14 protein-coding genes and 1 other annotated feature are annotated in these 15,232 nt (G+C 37.7%); of the genes, 11 read left to right on the top strand and 3 right to left on the bottom strand.

From position 1 onward, the window contains the following. Nucleotides 1-4: 4 nt before the first annotated feature. From AABL52_RS20980 to AABL52_RS20955, 6 genes are all read left to right on the top strand, one after another. Nucleotides 5-877, top strand: a complete 873-nt coding sequence (locus tag AABL52_RS20980; protein ID WP_144564422.1) for an NAD-dependent epimerase/dehydratase family protein — start codon at nt 5-7, stop codon at nt 875-877. 53 nt (nt 878-930) lie between these two features. Continuing rightward, on the top strand, nt 931-1,107 hold the full coding sequence (locus tag AABL52_RS20975; protein ID WP_009879752.1) for a ComZ family protein: 177 nt from the start codon (nt 931-933) through the stop codon (nt 1,105-1,107). Between the two features lie 358 nt (nt 1,108-1,465). Continuing rightward, entirely contained in the window at nt 1,466-2,398 is a 933-nt protein-coding gene (fabH, locus tag AABL52_RS20970) for a beta-ketoacyl-ACP synthase III (RefSeq protein ID WP_001100534.1), read from the top strand. Nucleotides 2,399-2,429: 31 nt separating this feature from the next. After that, complete coding sequence (fabF, locus tag AABL52_RS20965) at nt 2,430-3,668, top strand: beta-ketoacyl-ACP synthase II (protein ID WP_000412643.1); 1,239 nt, start codon at nt 2,430-2,432, stop codon at nt 3,666-3,668. Nucleotides 3,669-3,774: 106 nt separating this feature from the next. Further along, nucleotides 3,775-4,563, top strand: coding sequence for a DUF2268 domain-containing protein (locus AABL52_RS20960; RefSeq protein WP_097845337.1), 789 nt, complete (start codon nt 3,775-3,777; stop codon nt 4,561-4,563). 144 nt (nt 4,564-4,707) lie between these two features. Beyond that, a complete protein-coding gene (locus AABL52_RS20955) occupies nt 4,708-5,454 on the top strand; it encodes a YjbA family protein (protein ID WP_000966126.1) in 747 nt (248 codons plus the stop codon). Nucleotides 5,455-5,759: 305 nt separating this feature from the next. Here the strand turns inward: AABL52_RS20955 and trpS are convergent, their stop codons facing one another. Further along, complete coding sequence (trpS, locus tag AABL52_RS20950; protein ID WP_061678727.1) at nt 5,760-6,749, bottom strand: tryptophan--tRNA ligase; 990 nt, start codon at nt 6,747-6,749, stop codon at nt 5,760-5,762. A 75-nt stretch (nt 6,750-6,824) separates the two neighbouring features. Next, nucleotides 6,825-7,041: a binding site (T-box leader), on the bottom strand. Nucleotides 7,042-7,145: 104 nt separating this feature from the next. After that, on the bottom strand, nt 7,146-7,526 hold the full coding sequence (locus AABL52_RS20945; RefSeq protein WP_341518325.1) for a DUF3899 domain-containing protein: 381 nt from the start codon (nt 7,524-7,526) through the stop codon (nt 7,146-7,148). 319 nt (nt 7,527-7,845) lie between these two features. On the opposite strand from AABL52_RS20945, the gene AABL52_RS20940 reads away from it, so the two are divergent. The 5 genes from AABL52_RS20940 (at nt 7,846) to AABL52_RS20920 (ending at nt 13,537) form a co-directional block, all read left to right on the top strand. Then, entirely contained in the window at nt 7,846-9,477 is a 1,632-nt protein-coding gene (locus AABL52_RS20940; protein ID WP_341518324.1) for a peptide ABC transporter substrate-binding protein, read from the top strand. 127 nt (nt 9,478-9,604) lie between these two features. Continuing rightward, entirely contained in the window at nt 9,605-10,534 is a 930-nt protein-coding gene (gene opp3b, locus AABL52_RS20935; protein ID WP_000534165.1) for an oligopeptide ABC transporter permease, read from the top strand. Next, nucleotides 10,531-11,547 carry an oligopeptide ABC transporter permease gene (gene opp3C / locus AABL52_RS20930; RefSeq protein WP_000974095.1) on the top strand — a complete coding sequence of 339 codons (1,017 nt, stop codon included), beginning with the start codon at nt 10,531-10,533 and terminating at the stop codon, nt 11,545-11,547. The genes opp3b and opp3C overlap by 4 nt, the downstream gene beginning before the upstream one ends. Nucleotides 11,548-11,565: 18 nt before the next feature. Next, nucleotides 11,566-12,609 carry an ABC transporter ATP-binding protein gene (locus tag AABL52_RS20925; RefSeq protein WP_000854346.1) on the top strand — a complete coding sequence of 348 codons (1,044 nt, stop codon included), beginning with the start codon at nt 11,566-11,568 and terminating at the stop codon, nt 12,607-12,609. Further along, entirely contained in the window at nt 12,602-13,537 is a 936-nt protein-coding gene (locus AABL52_RS20920; RefSeq protein WP_000166353.1) for an ABC transporter ATP-binding protein, read from the top strand. Before AABL52_RS20925 ends, AABL52_RS20920 begins: the two co-directional genes overlap by 8 nt. A 131-nt stretch (nt 13,538-13,668) precedes the next feature. Here AABL52_RS20920 and AABL52_RS20915 read toward each other — a convergent pair whose 3' ends face one another. Then, nucleotides 13,669-15,114, bottom strand: coding sequence for an MATE family efflux transporter (locus AABL52_RS20915; protein WP_341518323.1), 1,446 nt, complete (start codon nt 15,112-15,114; stop codon nt 13,669-13,671). Between the last annotated feature and the right edge of the window lie 118 nt (nt 15,115-15,232).

The following is a 15,232-nucleotide window of genomic DNA, read 5'->3' as shown; positions in this document are numbered from 1 at the left end:
CTATTTGTTTCAAGGAGAAAGGGTTGGTGGTATGGAGCGCGTGTTAATTATAGGTGCACTTACGTTTGTAGGTTATCACCTTGTGAATAAAATGATTGCAGAAGAAGTAGAAGTGTACGGTCTTGATTTTGATGAATTCGAGAATATGACAAAAATTAATGAAGAGAAGTTATTGTTAATTGGGCGAAATGCGTTATTTACGTATTATTCGATAAGAGATGAAGATGGATGGAGATCAGTAGAAGAAGAGAAGTTCGATACGGTTTACTTTTGCCTGTATGAGCCAAATCAACAAAGTAGCTTTCGGAATGAACGGGTCATATTACAGTATTTAAAGCGGATTATAAGATTGTGTGCAGAACATAAAGTGAAGTTAAATCTAATTTCTTCTATTGAAGTAGGAAACGTAGATGAATCCGAAAATAAACGTTTATTTTCGAAAGTGGAAGAAGGATTGAAAAAAGGAGAGGTACAATATAGTGTATTTCGAGTTCCTACATTATATGGACCCTGGCAACCATCTTTTATGATGTATCATCAGCTCATTTTATCAGAACTGGATGAGAAAGAGTGCCATTATGCGAGTGAGGAAAACGGAAGTGATCTACTGTACGTGGAAGATGTATGTGAATACTTATGGGAAAATGGAATGAACGAGGGGCATCTCGGTATATACAATTTACTTAGTGGTAAAAAATCATTATGGAAAAAAGGTATGAACCTTTTACGTGCAGAGGATAAAGTGAATAAAGAGAATGAGGGAGAAAGAGATTCAGCTATAGAGGTTATTTTGATAAAAAGAAATACCCCATTAGAATACGGTTTAAATAAACAATTGGCACATATGAAAAAATATAAAGAGTTATACGAAGGATAGCGAGCGTGTTACACTATGTATGTGAAAGTTTTAATGGAGAGGAAGAACATAATATGAATGAGAAAAGCATGCAATTTTTACAAATCGCAATGAAGCATTTACCAGAAGCAAAGGCCATTTTAGATGATAATGGAATTGCTCTTGATATGGAGAAAGCACAACCAGTATTAGAGTTATTGATGAAAGTTATGAACGAAGCATATGAGCTTGGGAAAGCAGATCAAGAATAAAAAGCATCTTTTTAGATGGAAGAGAGGCCCGAACCGTGGATAGAAGCGGTCAGGGCCTTTTTTATTCTCGCCTGGGGGAAAACGAGAGATATGAAGAGGATAAAGGAAAAGTAGTGAGGAGAACTCTCTAGTTTAGAAGGAAAGCAGAAAAGGCATCTTTTTAGATGGAAGGGGGGCTCGGGCCTTTTTATATTTCAAAAGAAACAGGAAAGGTATGTTTCTGTTTCTTTTCATAAACAATAAGGTGAATAATGCCTAGCTTTATGTTTTAGCTGAAATATATTCTAGACAAAAATACATTTATGTTTTAAAATTAGTACCAAGTCATAATAATTGATATAAAACGGAGGGCTGCGATGTGAACGTGGGCATTTTAGGGATCGGAAGATATGTGCCGGAAAAAGTAGTCACAAATCACGATTTAGAGAAAATAATGGATACATCCGATGAATGGATTCGTACGAGAACGGGAATTGCAGAAAGACGCATTGCCGATGATACAATAGATACTTCATATATGGCCGTAGAGGCTGCTAAAAAAGCACTTGAAGATGCAGGGGTTAGTGGAGAGGAAATCGATCTTATTTTAGTGGCGACAGTAACACCAGATCGTGCGTTTCCAGCGGTAGCTTGTGTCATTCAAGAAGCGATTGGAGCGAAACATGCAGCTGCAATGGATGTAGGTGCAGCGTGTGCTGGTTTTATGTACGGAATGATTACAGCACAGCAATTTATTCAAACGGGAACTTATAAAAATGTATTAGTAGTTGGTAGTGATAAACTTTCTAAAATTGTAGACTGGAATGATCGCAATACAGCAGTACTATTTGGAGACGGAGCCGGTGCTATCGTAATGGGGGCTGTTTCAGAAGGAAGAGGCGTTCTATCTTTCGAATTAGGAGCAGACGGAAGTGGCGGTAAGCATCTATATCAAGACGAGTATGTTATGATGAATGGCAGAGAAGTCTTTAAATTTGCCGTTCGTCAACTTGGTGAATCTTGTCTTCGCGTGCTGGATAAGGCTGGTCTTACGAAAGAGGATGTGGATTTCTTAGTACCGCATCAAGCGAATATTCGTATTATGGAATCTGCAAGAGAAAGATTAAATTTACCACAAGAAAAAATGAGTATGACAATTGAGAAGTTCGGTAATACATCAGCTTCTTCAATTCCAATTGCAATGGTAGAGGAATTGCAAAACGGACGTATTCAAGATGGTGATTTAATTATACTTGTTGGTTTTGGCGGTGGATTAACATGGGGAGCAGTTGCTCTTCGTTGGGGTAAATAAGGACTGAGAGAAAAAAAGGAGTGTATTTTGTATGGAAAAAAAGAGGGTCGTAATTACAGGACTAGGAGCTGTTACACCGATCGGAACAGATGTTGAAACAGCGTGGGAAAACATTAAAAAGGGTGTATCTGGAATCGGACGACTTACAAGAATTGATCCGGAACTATTTCCAGCAAAAGTAGCAGCAGAAATTAACGACTTTGAAGTCGAGAAATATATTGATAAAAAAGAAGCGCGCCGTATGGATCGCTTTACACAATATGCAGTAGCAGCAGCGAAAATGGCAGTTGCGGATGCAAAGCTTGAAATTACAGAAGAAAACGGACCTCGAATTGGTGTGTGGATTGGTTCTGGTATTGGCGGTATGGAAACATACGAAGAACAATTTAAGATTTTTACTGAGAAAGGCCCGCGCCGCGTGAGCCCATTCTTCGTACCAATGATGATCCCAGATATGGCAGCAGGTCAAGTATCAATCGCAACAGGAGCAAAAGGAATTAACACTTGTTCTGTAACGGCTTGTGCATCTGGTGCAAACTCAATTGGTGATGCATTTAAAGCGATTCAGCGCGGTGATGCTGATGCAATGATAACAGGCGGAGCAGAAGCACCGTTAACAAGTATGGCATTTGCAGGATTTAGTTCAGCGAAAGCATTAACATTTAATGAAGATCCAGCAACAGCTTGCCGTCCATTTGATAAAAACCGTAGCGGTTTCGTAATGGGTGAAGGTTCAGGTATTTTAATTCTTGAAGAATTAGAGCACGCATTAGCTCGTGGTGCTCACATTTATGCGGAAATCGCTGGTTACGGTGCAACTGGTGATGCATTCCATATTACAATGCCGGCTCCTGGCGGTGAAGGCGGCGTGCGTGCAATGCGTCAAGCTTTAGCAGATGCAGGCCTACAGCCAGAAGATATTGATTACATTAATGCGCACGGTACAAGTACGGATGCGAATGAAAAGTATGAAACGATGGCAATTAAAGAAACGTTCGGTGAGCACGCGTATAAAGTAGCAATTAGCTCAACGAAATCAATGACAGGTCACTTATTAGGAGCAGCTGGTGCTGTTGAAGCGATCTTCTCAATTAAATCAATTACAGACGGAGTAATCCCTCCAACAATTAACTATGAAACACCAGATCCAGAATGTGACTTAGATTACGTGCCGAATAAAGCGAGACAACAAGAAGTAAATGCAGTATTAAGTAACTCACTAGGATTCGGTGGTCATAACGCAGTATTAGTATTTAAATCGTATAAATAATAGATAAAATAAGGAGTTTTTTCGTAGCATATTGCGAAAAAACTCCTTATTTATTTTTACGTCTTTTTCTCCTTTTGCATATACATAAGAAAAAGGAGGGATAAAGATGGGGATTGTTGAAACTGCTGAGTGGTTACATTTATATTATGGACGGCCAGAAAAGCTGTGTGAGAAGTTTACGAAGTATATCCCGCTGCCAAAAGAAAGGTTGTACCGCTTTTTAATTTCTAAAGGTATGTATCGCCCGATTATGCGAGGAGAACAAGAAATTAAAGAGTTAGAGAAAAAGGAAGTTTGGAAAGAATTACGTACGGAGTATGAGAAGCTGAAAACTTGGTTAAAAGGTCCGGATGTCCCTGTCTTTATTTTATTATCAGATTCCTATAATCGAACTGTGCAAGAAGAGTATAACGGCAGGGCTGGATTATCTATGCGTCACGTTATTTTCTTATTCGTATGCGGACGGAATTCGGTGGAAGAATTAAAAGTGTTATTGGCGCATGAATATCATCACATATGCAGGTTACATCGAATTGAGACGAAAGAAACAGAATATACACTACTTGATACGATGATTATGGAAGGGCTAGCTGAGCAAGCAGTAACGGAAAGATATTCAGAAAAGAACAATGCACCGTGGACGACGTATCTTTCAAAAGAAGAGGCTATTTATTATTGGGAAAACGTTGTACATGAAAGAATAAGTATAAAACGAGGAACAAGGGAACACGACATCTTATTAAATGGATTTCATTCTTATCCGAAAATGCTTGGCTATGCACTTGGATTTCATATTGTCAAAGATTGTGTAACTTTGGAAGGAGAAGATACGCTTTCTTTATTATCTATAGATGCAAAAGAAATATTGAATAAAGCAAATACATTTCATATATAAAAAAACAGGAACCCTATTTCCTGTTTTTTTTAGTATTAATAGAAGAAAAAATAATAATTAGAATATATTTCCTTAGGTGGAATAAAGTTAAGAAAAATTGAACATAATGATTGATACAAACAGTAGTGAAGTGAGGGGTAGTGAATGTTATATCTACATGATGTATGGGTAAATTGGTTTGAAGGTGAAGAGAATGGGTATAACGTTTGTCATTTTTACGAATGGCGGAAAGATGATACGATTGAGCTATTAGATCAAGTGCCATTATTAAAAGTAGATGCCACATTATATCATTACATCGAGAACGAATTGTTAGAGCTTCCGCAAAAAATGTTGGAAGACGTACATCATAAGGCTTATATTCGTAAAAATCATGAACGTTTGCAGCAAGAGTATTGCTTTGTAGTTACAGATGGAAAAGGAATTATTGCGATCGACACAATTGGTTACAATGTGCCAATTCGAAAGAGCAGACTTATACCGCGCCAAGAGCAGATGGTATATGAGATGGTAGAAAACGTACAAGCAGAAAAGTATGAGTTCCAAGTAGAAGAAATGGAAAAAGAACATCATATTTTATCACCATCACCTTTCATTATGAATGGCTTAACTCGTAAAGAAAGACAGCTTAAACAATTATTATTTATGGCGTTAGATCAATTACATACAACGAAAAACACAGCAGAAATTCGCTATTGGTTCACAGAGTGGGATCCATCAGCATACGGAATGGTTCAACATATGGAATTTGAAGATATTTGGGCTAAACTGTACGATGAAGCGAAAACAGGCTGGTCTGAGAAGCACGAACAATTATGTGAGCGTCTCGTAAAAGGACAGCCATTTTTTGAAAAGTTATGGGAAATGGAAAACGAGCAAAAGGTAAATTAAAAAACCGCCGATTGGCGGTTTTTTTAATTTGTTGTAACTTTGCTTCAGCGAGCATTATAAGAAATCCAGCTCCGGCGGCAAGAATGTTCGGTGGCTTCGCGCCTTCCTGCGAGGCAAAAAGCGCCTCTACGTCAGGAGCTCCATCCCCCTCACATTCTAAGCGAGCCGCCTCCGCTTTATAAGAAATCCAGCTCGGGCTCCTAGCCCTTCGCGTCTAAGAACCTTCCCCACGAGAAGGTAAAAAGCACCTTCTGTGGGAAAGAACCTTAGCCGTCAGGGCTAAACAGTCGCCTCCGCTTTATAAGTTACCTACGTTTTCTACTTAACCCCATTGCGTTTTCTACTTTGCGTAGTTGTTTGAATGCAACGCGGTTTGCTTTTTCGGCACCTTTGTCTAGAATTTCGTCTAGTTCTGGTGAGCTGATTAGTTCGTTATATTTGTCTTGGATTGGACGAATTGCATCTACGACTACTTGTGCTAGGTCGCCTTTGAAGTCTCCGTATCCTTTTCCTTCGTACATTGCTTCGATTTCTTCTACTGTTTTTCCTGAGAATGAAGAGTAGATAGTTAATAAGTTAGAGATGCCAGGTTTGTTTTCTTTATCGAATTTCACAATACCTTCAGAATCAGTTACAGCACTCTTAATTTTCTTTTCAATTGTTTTTGGTTCATCAAGCATGCTGATCATTGATTTTGGATTCGGATCAGATTTACTCATTTTTTTCGTAGGTTCTGTTAATGACATAACGCGAGCTCCTACTTTTGGAATGCGAATTTCAGGAACAGTGAACACTTCACGGAAGCGCTTGTTGAAACGCTCTGCTAGGTCACGTGTTAATTCCATATGTTGTTTTTGGTCATCACCAACCGGTACGATTTCAGTGTTGTAAAGTAAAATATCAGCAGCCATTAATGGTGGATACGTTAGTAATCCAGCTGGTACTGAATCTCTACCTGATGCTTTATCTTTATATTGCGTCATGCGCTCTAATTCTCCAACGTAAGCAACTGATTGCATAATCCATCCTAGTTGAGCGTGTGCTGGTACTTCTGACTGTACAAATAAAGTAGCTTTTTCAGGATCGATGCCGCATGCTACATAAAGCGCAGCAAGACTGCGGATGTTTTTACGAAGTTGTACGGGATCTTGAGGTACTGTAATTGCATGTTGGTTTACAATACAGAAATAACAGTCGTGCTCATTTTGAAGCTCTGTAAATTGCTTCATAGCTCCTAAATAGTTTCCAAGTGTAATCGTTCCACTCGGCTGAATACCAGAAAAGATAACTGACATAAGTAATTCCTCCTAAATTTGAATGCGTGATAGGAAAGAGAAGACAAACAAAAAAGCCCATTCATCCCAAAAAACTATAGGGACGAATGGACCGCGGTACCACCCTAATTATTTCACTACTGTGAAATCTCTCTAATCCATAATAACGTTTGGATATAACGCCAAAGCCTACTACTTTCGGTTCGGTTTGGTGCTCAAAAGCCCATTCCATACTGTACAATTACTTGTTCACACCAGCCACAAGCTCTCTGAAATTGCCTCAATATGTACTCTTCTTTATCATCGCATACATATAAATTTATTTATTGTTACCTGAGCTCTTTAATATGAAAGAACTAAAGTTTTATAACAAAATGTTTTGCTGATTATTATATCATATGGGATAGTGTTTGCAAACTACATCAAAATAGTAAAGCTAATGAGGGTCGAGAACAACCCAAGAATGATACCTGTAATACAAATTGGATACGTCCATTTGAATGAATATGTTTTATAAATACGTTCTTTCTTATCGACAGGTTCCTCTACTTCTTCAATTAAAGACTCAATTTTTTTGTTCGTACCAAATACTCTTTGGAAGGCGTAAATTGTTACATTGAAAAATCCATTTTGAAATATGAATAAAAAACCGCCAACAAGAATAAAAAATAGTGCGACATAAAACGATATATTGACAAAATTCAACAAAAATTGCGATGAAACGAGGAATGCGCCAATACTAGAAGCGATTATCGCTATGAAAATTAGTATACAAGTATGAAAAAAAACTTTATTCAAAATGTTCCCCTCCGTCAAAATATTACTAGAATTATTATACTATAAAAGCTATAATATGTACTAGAATTAATTTTTTGAAAATTATACGCAATTAAAGGTCTGATTTCAAGATGATGGTAGCAATGTTAACGTATCCCTTTACAAAAAAATAAAAAAATAAACATTTTATTAAAAATTTTAACAAAAAAACAAAAAACTATATTCACAATTGTTATATTATATGTATAATGAAAATTGTAGAAACTTGGAGATTATTCTTTCAATTCTACTTTTTTACAAGTGAGGGTACAGGAAGTGCAATTAGGGGAGGCAACACAACATGAAGAAAAAGATACCGTTATTACTTGCATCGACGCTGACAGTCAGTATGTTAGGAGCTTGTAGTTACCAAAAAGAGGATAATAAAGCAGGCGCAAAAGAAAAATCCTCAAACAAGCAAGTTTTAAATCTAACTGAGACAGCTGAAATTCCAACTATGGATACGACGTTATCAACGGATGCAACATCTTCTAACATCATGAATAATACGATGGAGGGATTATATCGTCTGGGGAAAGACGATAAACTTGTTCCAGGTGTCGCTAAATCTTATGAGAAATCAGAAGATGGCAAAAAGTATGTGTTTAAGTTACGTGAAGATGCGAAATGGTCTAATGGTGAACCTGTAACAGCGAAAGACTTCGTTTATTCTTGGCGAAGAGCTGTAGATTCAAACACGGGTGCCAAGTTTGCTTACATACTATTTGATGTGAAAAATGCGGAGAAAGTTAACAAAAAAGAATTGCCAGTTGAAGAGCTTGGTGTAAAGGCAATTGATGATCATACACTTGAAGTGGAATTAGATAACCCTGTTCCTTATTTTGTAAGTTTAACAGTCTATCCAACATTGTATCCTTTGAATGAAAAGTTTGTAACAGAACAAGGAGCAAAATTTGGATTAGAATCCAATACGACACTTTATAATGGTCCATTCGTATTAAATGAATGGAAGCATGAACAAAGTTTCCAACTTAAGAAGAATCCAACGTATTGGGAAAATAAAGAAGTAAAACTTGAGGAAATAAACTTCAATATTGTTAAGGATCGTTCAACTGCTATAAATTTATATGAAACGAAAGCAATTGATCGTGTAGTGTTAACATCAGAATTTGTAGATAAATACAAATCAGATGCTGACTTTAAAACGATTAAGAGACCATCTACACAATTTATTCGCTTAAATGAAAAGAATAAATTTTTAGCAAATAAAAATATCCGAAAAGCAATTGCAATGTCCTTTGAACGTGAAAACATTGGAAAAGTGATCTTAAACGATGGTTCAGAAGGAATATATGGTTTTGTTCCGAAAGGCTTAGCAAAAGGTCCGAATGGAAAAGACTTCCGTGAAGAAAACGGAAAGCTTATAAAAGAGGATATGAAAGAAGCTCAAAAATACTGGGAAGCTGGTAAAAAAGAACTTGGTGTAGACAAAGTAGAGTTAGAGCTATTAAACTTTGATACTGATGATGCGAAAAAAATCGGAGAGTATTTAAAAGGCCAATTTGAAAAGAACTTACCAGGTTTAACAGTTTCAACAAAAATGCAGCCATTTGCACAAAAACTAAAACTTGAAGCAAGTGGAGATTATGCAATGTCGTATGCGGGATGGAGTCCAGATTATATGGATCCAATGTCATTCCTTGAAATGTATACAACAGGTAATGCACAAAATAAAGTGAATTACGCAAATACAGCGTATGATGATTTAATTAAAAAAGCGAAAACAGAAGTTGATGTACAAGCTCGCTGGGATGCTCTATTAAAAGCAGAAAAACAATTGCTTGAAGATGCAGCGATTGCTCCAGTATATCAACCTGGTAAAGCATATTTACAACGTGGCTCAATTACTGGCCTATTAGAACATAAATATGGCGGAGAATTTAGCTATAAGTGGGTTGAACTTAAAAACTAAAAATGGTTTCCATCATGAATAAGGGTATATGCCTATGATGGGCATATGCTCTTATTTTAAAAAAATAAAAGTAAGAATATTTTAAACTATCTTATTGCTTTTGAGAAAAACGGGGAGGTGCTTGACTATGGGACGTTATGTATTAAAACGTTTCGTGTACATGGCTTTGACATTATTTTTAATTACTACACTGACTTTCTTTTTGATGAAATTACTTCCGGGTTCTCCGCTTAAAAACCAGGAGAAACTATCACCGGCACAAAAAGAAATCATTCTTGAAAAATATGGCTTAAATGATCCAGTACCAGTTCAATATGCACGTTACTTAGGTAACTTAGCAAAAGGTGATTTAGGGGTATCATTCCAATATGATAACCGTCCAGTAACAGATATGATTGTGGATCGCATTGGACCATCAGCACAACTTGGTTTACAAGCGATTATATTAGGTACATTTATCGGTTTAATTTTAGGAATCGTTGCGGCACTTCGTAACAATACGTGGGTCGATTATGGGGCGACAATTATTTCCGTACTCGGGATGTCGGTACCATCGTTCGTATTCGCCGCATTACTACAATATTTCGTAGGGGTAAAACTTGGGTGGTTCCCAGTAGCATTCTGGAAAGGACCAGAGTTTACCGTAATGCCTACAATCGCTTTATCGATGGCAGTTATCGCAACAATCGCACGTTTTGCTCGTGCAGAGTTGATTGAAGTTATGCAAGCTGACTACATTTTAACAGCAAAAGCGAAAGGAATTAGCCAAGGCGTTATCATTATCAAACACGCACTTCGTAACGCGTTAATTCCAGTTGTAACAATTTTAGGACCAATGGTTGCAGGATTAATTACAGGGACATTAGTTATTGAGCAAATTTATGCTGTACCAGGACTGGGGGAACAGTTCGTTAAATCTATTACAGTGAATGACTATACAGTTATTATGGGAACTACAATTTTCTATAGTGCGATTTTCATCTTAGTTATTTTCATTGTTGATATTTTATACGGAATTATTGATCCTCGTATTCGTTTAGCGGGAGGGAAAAAATGATGAAAGATGTACAAAAATTATCTCCAGATTTATTTCAACAAGCCAATCAAAATAATGTTGATAATGAAGTCATTGCCCGTCCAAGCTTAACGTTTTGGCAAGATGTAAGAAGACGTTTGTTCCAACATAAAGGGGCAATGTTCGGTTTCATTTTATTAGCGCTTATTATATTACTAGCAGTTTTAGGACCGATGGTAAGTAAGCATTCTTATAAAGAGCAAGATTTAGGTCGTGCGAAATTACCACCGAAAATTCCTGTTATTGAAAATGTCCATTGGCTACCATTTGACGGTACAGATCAATATGGTGTTGACCAATATGAAAAACGTGATATTAAAGAGTATTTCTGGTTTGGTACAGATGATCTTGGACGCGATTTATGGACAAGAACATGGGAAGGTACGCGTGTATCATTATATATCGCTCTTTTAGCAGCAGCAATTGACTTAGTAATTGGGGTTGCATATGGAGGTATTTCAGCGTTCTATGGCGGTAGAGTAGATAATATTATGCAGCGTATTATGGAGATTATTAACGGTATTCCATACTTAATCATCGTTATTTTAATGGTAATCATTATGGGATCTGGTATATGGTCAATTACACTCGCAATGGCGATTACAGGTTGGATAGGGATGTCGCGTATCGTTCGTGGACAAATCCTGAAATTAAAAAATCAAGAATATGTATTAGCATCTCGTACATTAGGTGCAACAAATACACAGTTAATTGTAAAACACTTAATCCCGAACGTAATGGGACCAATTATCGTAATGACAATGTTTACAATTCCAACAGCAGTGTTTGGTGAGGCGTTCTTAAGCTTCATCGGTTTAGGTATTCAGCCACCATTCGCATCACTTGGTTCTCTTGTAAACGATGGTTATAAATCAATTCAAACGTATCCACATATGATGTTCATCCCAGCGGTTGTCATCAGTATGTTAATCTTAGCATTCAACTTAATGGCAGACGGATTACGCGACGCGTTAGATCCAAAAATGCGTAAGTAAAAGAGGGGAGAAGTAAAAATGAAAACATTGCTAGAGGTAAAAGATTTGCAAGTCTCCTTTGATACACATGCAGGTGAAGTACAAGCTGTACGCGGTGTTACTTTTGATTTGAAAAAAGGAGAAACATTAGCGATTGTAGGAGAATCTGGTTCTGGTAAATCAGTTACTTCTAAAGCGTTAATGGGATTAATTCCGAATCCTCCAGGACGTATTAAAAACGGTGAAATCGTATTTGAAGGTCGTGACTTAACGAAATTAACAGAAAAAGAAATGCAACAAGTGCGCGGTAAAGATATCGCGATGATTTTCCAAGATCCAATGACATCATTAAACCCAACGATGACAATTGGAAATCAAATTATGGAAGGCCTTATTAAACACCAAGGGATGAGTAAAGCAGATGCACGTAAAGTTGCGTTAGAATTAATCGACCTTGTAGGTATTCCAAATCCAGAAGCGCGCTTAAAACAATATCCTCACCAATTCTCAGGTGGTATGAGACAGCGTGTAGTTATTGCGATGGCGTTAGCTTGTAACCCGAAACTATTAATTGCCGATGAGCCGACAACAGCGCTAGACGTTACAATTCAGGCGCAAATTTTAGAGCTTATGAAAGACATTCAGCAAAAAACAGAAGCGGCAATCATTTTCATTACGCATGACTTAGGCGTAGTGGCAAACGTTGCGGACCGCGTAGCAGTTATGTACGCTGGTAAAGTTGTTGAAATTGGAACGGTTGATGAAATTTTCTACAATCCAAAACATCCGTACACTTGGGGCTTAATCGCATCTATGCCAAGTTTAGATGGTTCAGAAGAAGAGTTATATGCAATCCCTGGAACGCCTCCAGATTTATTAAAGCCGCCAAAGGGAGATGCTTTTGCACCACGTAACCCACAGGCACTGAAAATTGATTTTGAAATGGACCCACCTTTATTTAAAGTAAGTGATACACACTATGCGGCAACTTGGTTACTTCACGAGCAAGCTCCAGAAGTAAAACCGCCGGCTGTTGTTGAAAAACGCATTCTTCAAATGAAAGCAGGTGAACAACATGACTAAACAACGTGAGAAATTAATTGAAGTAAAAAATGTAAAGCAGCACTTTGACGTGAGTGGTGGTGTTGTCAAAGCGGTTAATGATATTTCATTTGATATTTACCGCGGAGAAACATTTGGTCTTGTAGGAGAATCAGGGTGTGGTAAATCGACAACTGGAAGAACGATTATTCGTTTATATGATGCAACTGCTGGTGAAGTATTGTTCGATGGTGAAAATGTACATGGTAAAAAATCACGCGCACAACTGAAGAAGTTCAACCGTAAAATGCAAATGATTTTCCAGGATCCATATGCATCATTAAATCCTCGTATGACAGTAGGGGATATTATTGCAGAAGGTATTGATATTCACGGACTAGCAAAAGGCAAAAAAGAGCGTATGGACCGTGTTCATGAATTATTAAACACAGTTGGTTTAAATAAAGAGCATGCAAACCGTTTCCCTCATGAATTCTCGGGTGGACAACGTCAACGTATCGGTATCGCTCGTGCACTTGCTGTAGAACCTGAATTTATCATTGCCGATGAGCCAATCTCAGCACTTGATGTTTCAATCCAGGCGCAAGTTGTAAACTTACTGAAAAAGTTACAAAAAGAAAAAGGTTTAACATACTTATTCATTGCCCATGATTTATCAATGGTAAAATACATTAGTGACCGCATCGGCGTAATGTACCGTGGTCAAATCGTTGAGCTAACAACAAGTGAAGAGTTATATGCGAATCCAATTCATCCATATACGAAATCACTATTATCAGCAATTCCGCTTCCAGATCCAGATTATGAGCGCAATCGTAAGCGTATCGTATACGATCCATCTCAGCATGATTATGCTAGTGAAGCACCAACGATGCGTGAAATTCGCCCAGGACATTTCGTATTATGTTCTGAAGCAGAGTATAAGAAATATAAAGAGATTTATCAATAAGAAAAAGAGCCATCCTTCCATTGCGGAAGGATGGCTCTTTTTCTATTCTATAAACAGTTGTATTGTTAACATTTGTCGGTAAGTGAATATAAATGTTATTTTCCAATTAATGCATTTTAATTAAACGAGTATTACTGTGCCTGAACAGAAACACTCTCCTCTTGTTCTTCAGGTTTAACGAGTGCATAACGTTCCCACGCTCTACTTTTCCAGCGGAAGAACATAATGATGGCACGTGTCCATTCATCAATAGCAATCGCTAGCCAAATACCAACGAGCCCCATATCTAAATAGAAGGCGAAAAAGTAACCGAGTGGTAAGCTCATTAACACCATAGAGAATGCTCCGATTAAAACGGGGTACTTTGCATCACCAGCTGCGCGAAGTGAATTGATGATGACGATGTTCATCGTACGCCCTGTTTCAAGTAGTACACTTAGTAAAAGAACCGATGCACCTAACGTAATAATGTGCGGATTATCTGTAAATAGTCCCATTAATTGTGTGCGGAATGTAACGACGAGAGCGACCATACATAAAGTGACGCCAATTGCCCATTTTACACTTTTCCATACGCGTTCATACGCTTCATCTTTTTCACCACCGCCAACGAGGCGTCCGATAATAATAGCTGTTCCCATACCGATCGCAATCGCGAATAAATAAGTGAACATAGAAATGTTCGTAGCGTATTGTCTAGCCGCTAATGATTCCGTTCCTAAGTATGTTGCATAGTATAAGAAGACAATTTGACAAGCTTGATACATAACCTGCTCAAATGCAGATGGAATCCCGATTTTTAAAATTTTCCCGATGTATTCTTTTGATAAGGTGAAGTAATATTGTAATTTCACACGGTATTCCATAACGCGGTACAGTAACCAGAAGAAAACGATAAGTGCGATAAGTCGGCTGACAGCAGAAGAAATAGCAGCCCCTTGTACACCGAGTTCTGGGAAACCAAATTTCCCGAAAATGAGTACGTAGTTTCCAGCGATATGAATAATATTCATTCCAAGAGAAATATACATCGCTTGCTTTGTGAAGCCGTGTACGCGGATAATTGCGGCTAATGAATTAATAATAGCTTGAAGGAAAATAGCGCCTCCGACGATGGATAAATAGCCTTGCGCATACATGAGTACATCGCCTTGTAAGTTCATTGCCATCATCATATGTTTTGAAAATAAAAGAAAACCAGCGCTTATAATGAGTCCGACCACTAAATTTAATGTGACGGCTAAAGCTGATATTTTAGATGCTTCCATAAAACGTTTGGAACCGAGGTATTGAGATACGACGATAGCTGCGCCGTTCCCGATGACTTCTAGTACCAAAATAGCGATATGGAGGTATTGATTCGCTGCACCAACCCCAGATACAGCATCGTCTGATAATGCACTTAACATGAAAGTATCAGCGATCCCCATTAACATAAATAGAAAAACTTCTAGAAAAATAGGCCATGTTAATAAGAATAAACTTAATTTCTCTGTCGGCCCGTTTTTTGCCTGAATTGCTGTCATGTCCGTCCCCTCTTTACCGATATCTATTTTTAGCAAAGTGTATCGTAACATACTTTCTTATCCTTTGCACTCATTTTAACCTACATATCTTTATTATGAAGGGGGCGCTATTTTATGATAAAAAGAGAAGGATAATTATGCAAAAAGTATTATGAGATATAAAATTTAT

Origin of the sequence: Bacillus paramobilis, from assembly GCF_038096195.1 — a bacterium.
GTDB classification, from domain to species: Bacteria; Bacillota; Bacilli; order Bacillales; family Bacillaceae_G; genus Bacillus_A; species Bacillus_A mobilis.
Note: the sequence above shows the minus strand (reverse complement) of the source record. Positions and strands in the feature narration are given on the sequence as shown.

Excerpts from the sequence above, each read along its gene's own strand:
- AABL52_RS20975 (WP_009879752.1), top strand. The coding sequence starts at position 931 with ATGAATGAGAAAAGCATGCAATTTTTACAAATCGCAATGAAGCATTTA.
- AABL52_RS20940 (WP_341518324.1), top strand. The coding sequence starts at position 7,846 with ATGAAGAAAAAGATACCGTTATTACTTGCATCGACGCTGACAGTCAGT.
- fabF (WP_000412643.1), top strand. The coding sequence starts at position 2,430 with ATGGAAAAAAAGAGGGTCGTAATTACAGGACTAGGAGCTGTTACACCG.
- AABL52_RS20920 (WP_000166353.1), top strand. The coding sequence starts at position 12,602 with ATGACTAAACAACGTGAGAAATTAATTGAAGTAAAAAATGTAAAGCAG.
- AABL52_RS20915 (WP_341518323.1), bottom strand. The coding sequence starts at position 15,114 with ATGTTACGATACACTTTGCTAAAAATAGATATCGGTAAAGAGGGGACG.
- AABL52_RS20955 (WP_000966126.1), top strand. The coding sequence starts at position 4,708 with ATGTTATATCTACATGATGTATGGGTAAATTGGTTTGAAGGTGAAGAG.
- AABL52_RS20925 (WP_000854346.1), top strand. The coding sequence starts at position 11,566 with ATGAAAACATTGCTAGAGGTAAAAGATTTGCAAGTCTCCTTTGATACA.
- opp3b (WP_000534165.1), top strand. The coding sequence starts at position 9,605 with ATGGGACGTTATGTATTAAAACGTTTCGTGTACATGGCTTTGACATTA.
- opp3C (WP_000974095.1), top strand. The coding sequence starts at position 10,531 with ATGATGAAAGATGTACAAAAATTATCTCCAGATTTATTTCAACAAGCC.
- trpS (WP_061678727.1), bottom strand. The coding sequence starts at position 6,749 with ATGTCAGTTATCTTTTCTGGTATTCAGCCGAGTGGAACGATTACACTT.
- AABL52_RS20960 (WP_097845337.1), top strand. The coding sequence starts at position 3,775 with ATGGGGATTGTTGAAACTGCTGAGTGGTTACATTTATATTATGGACGG.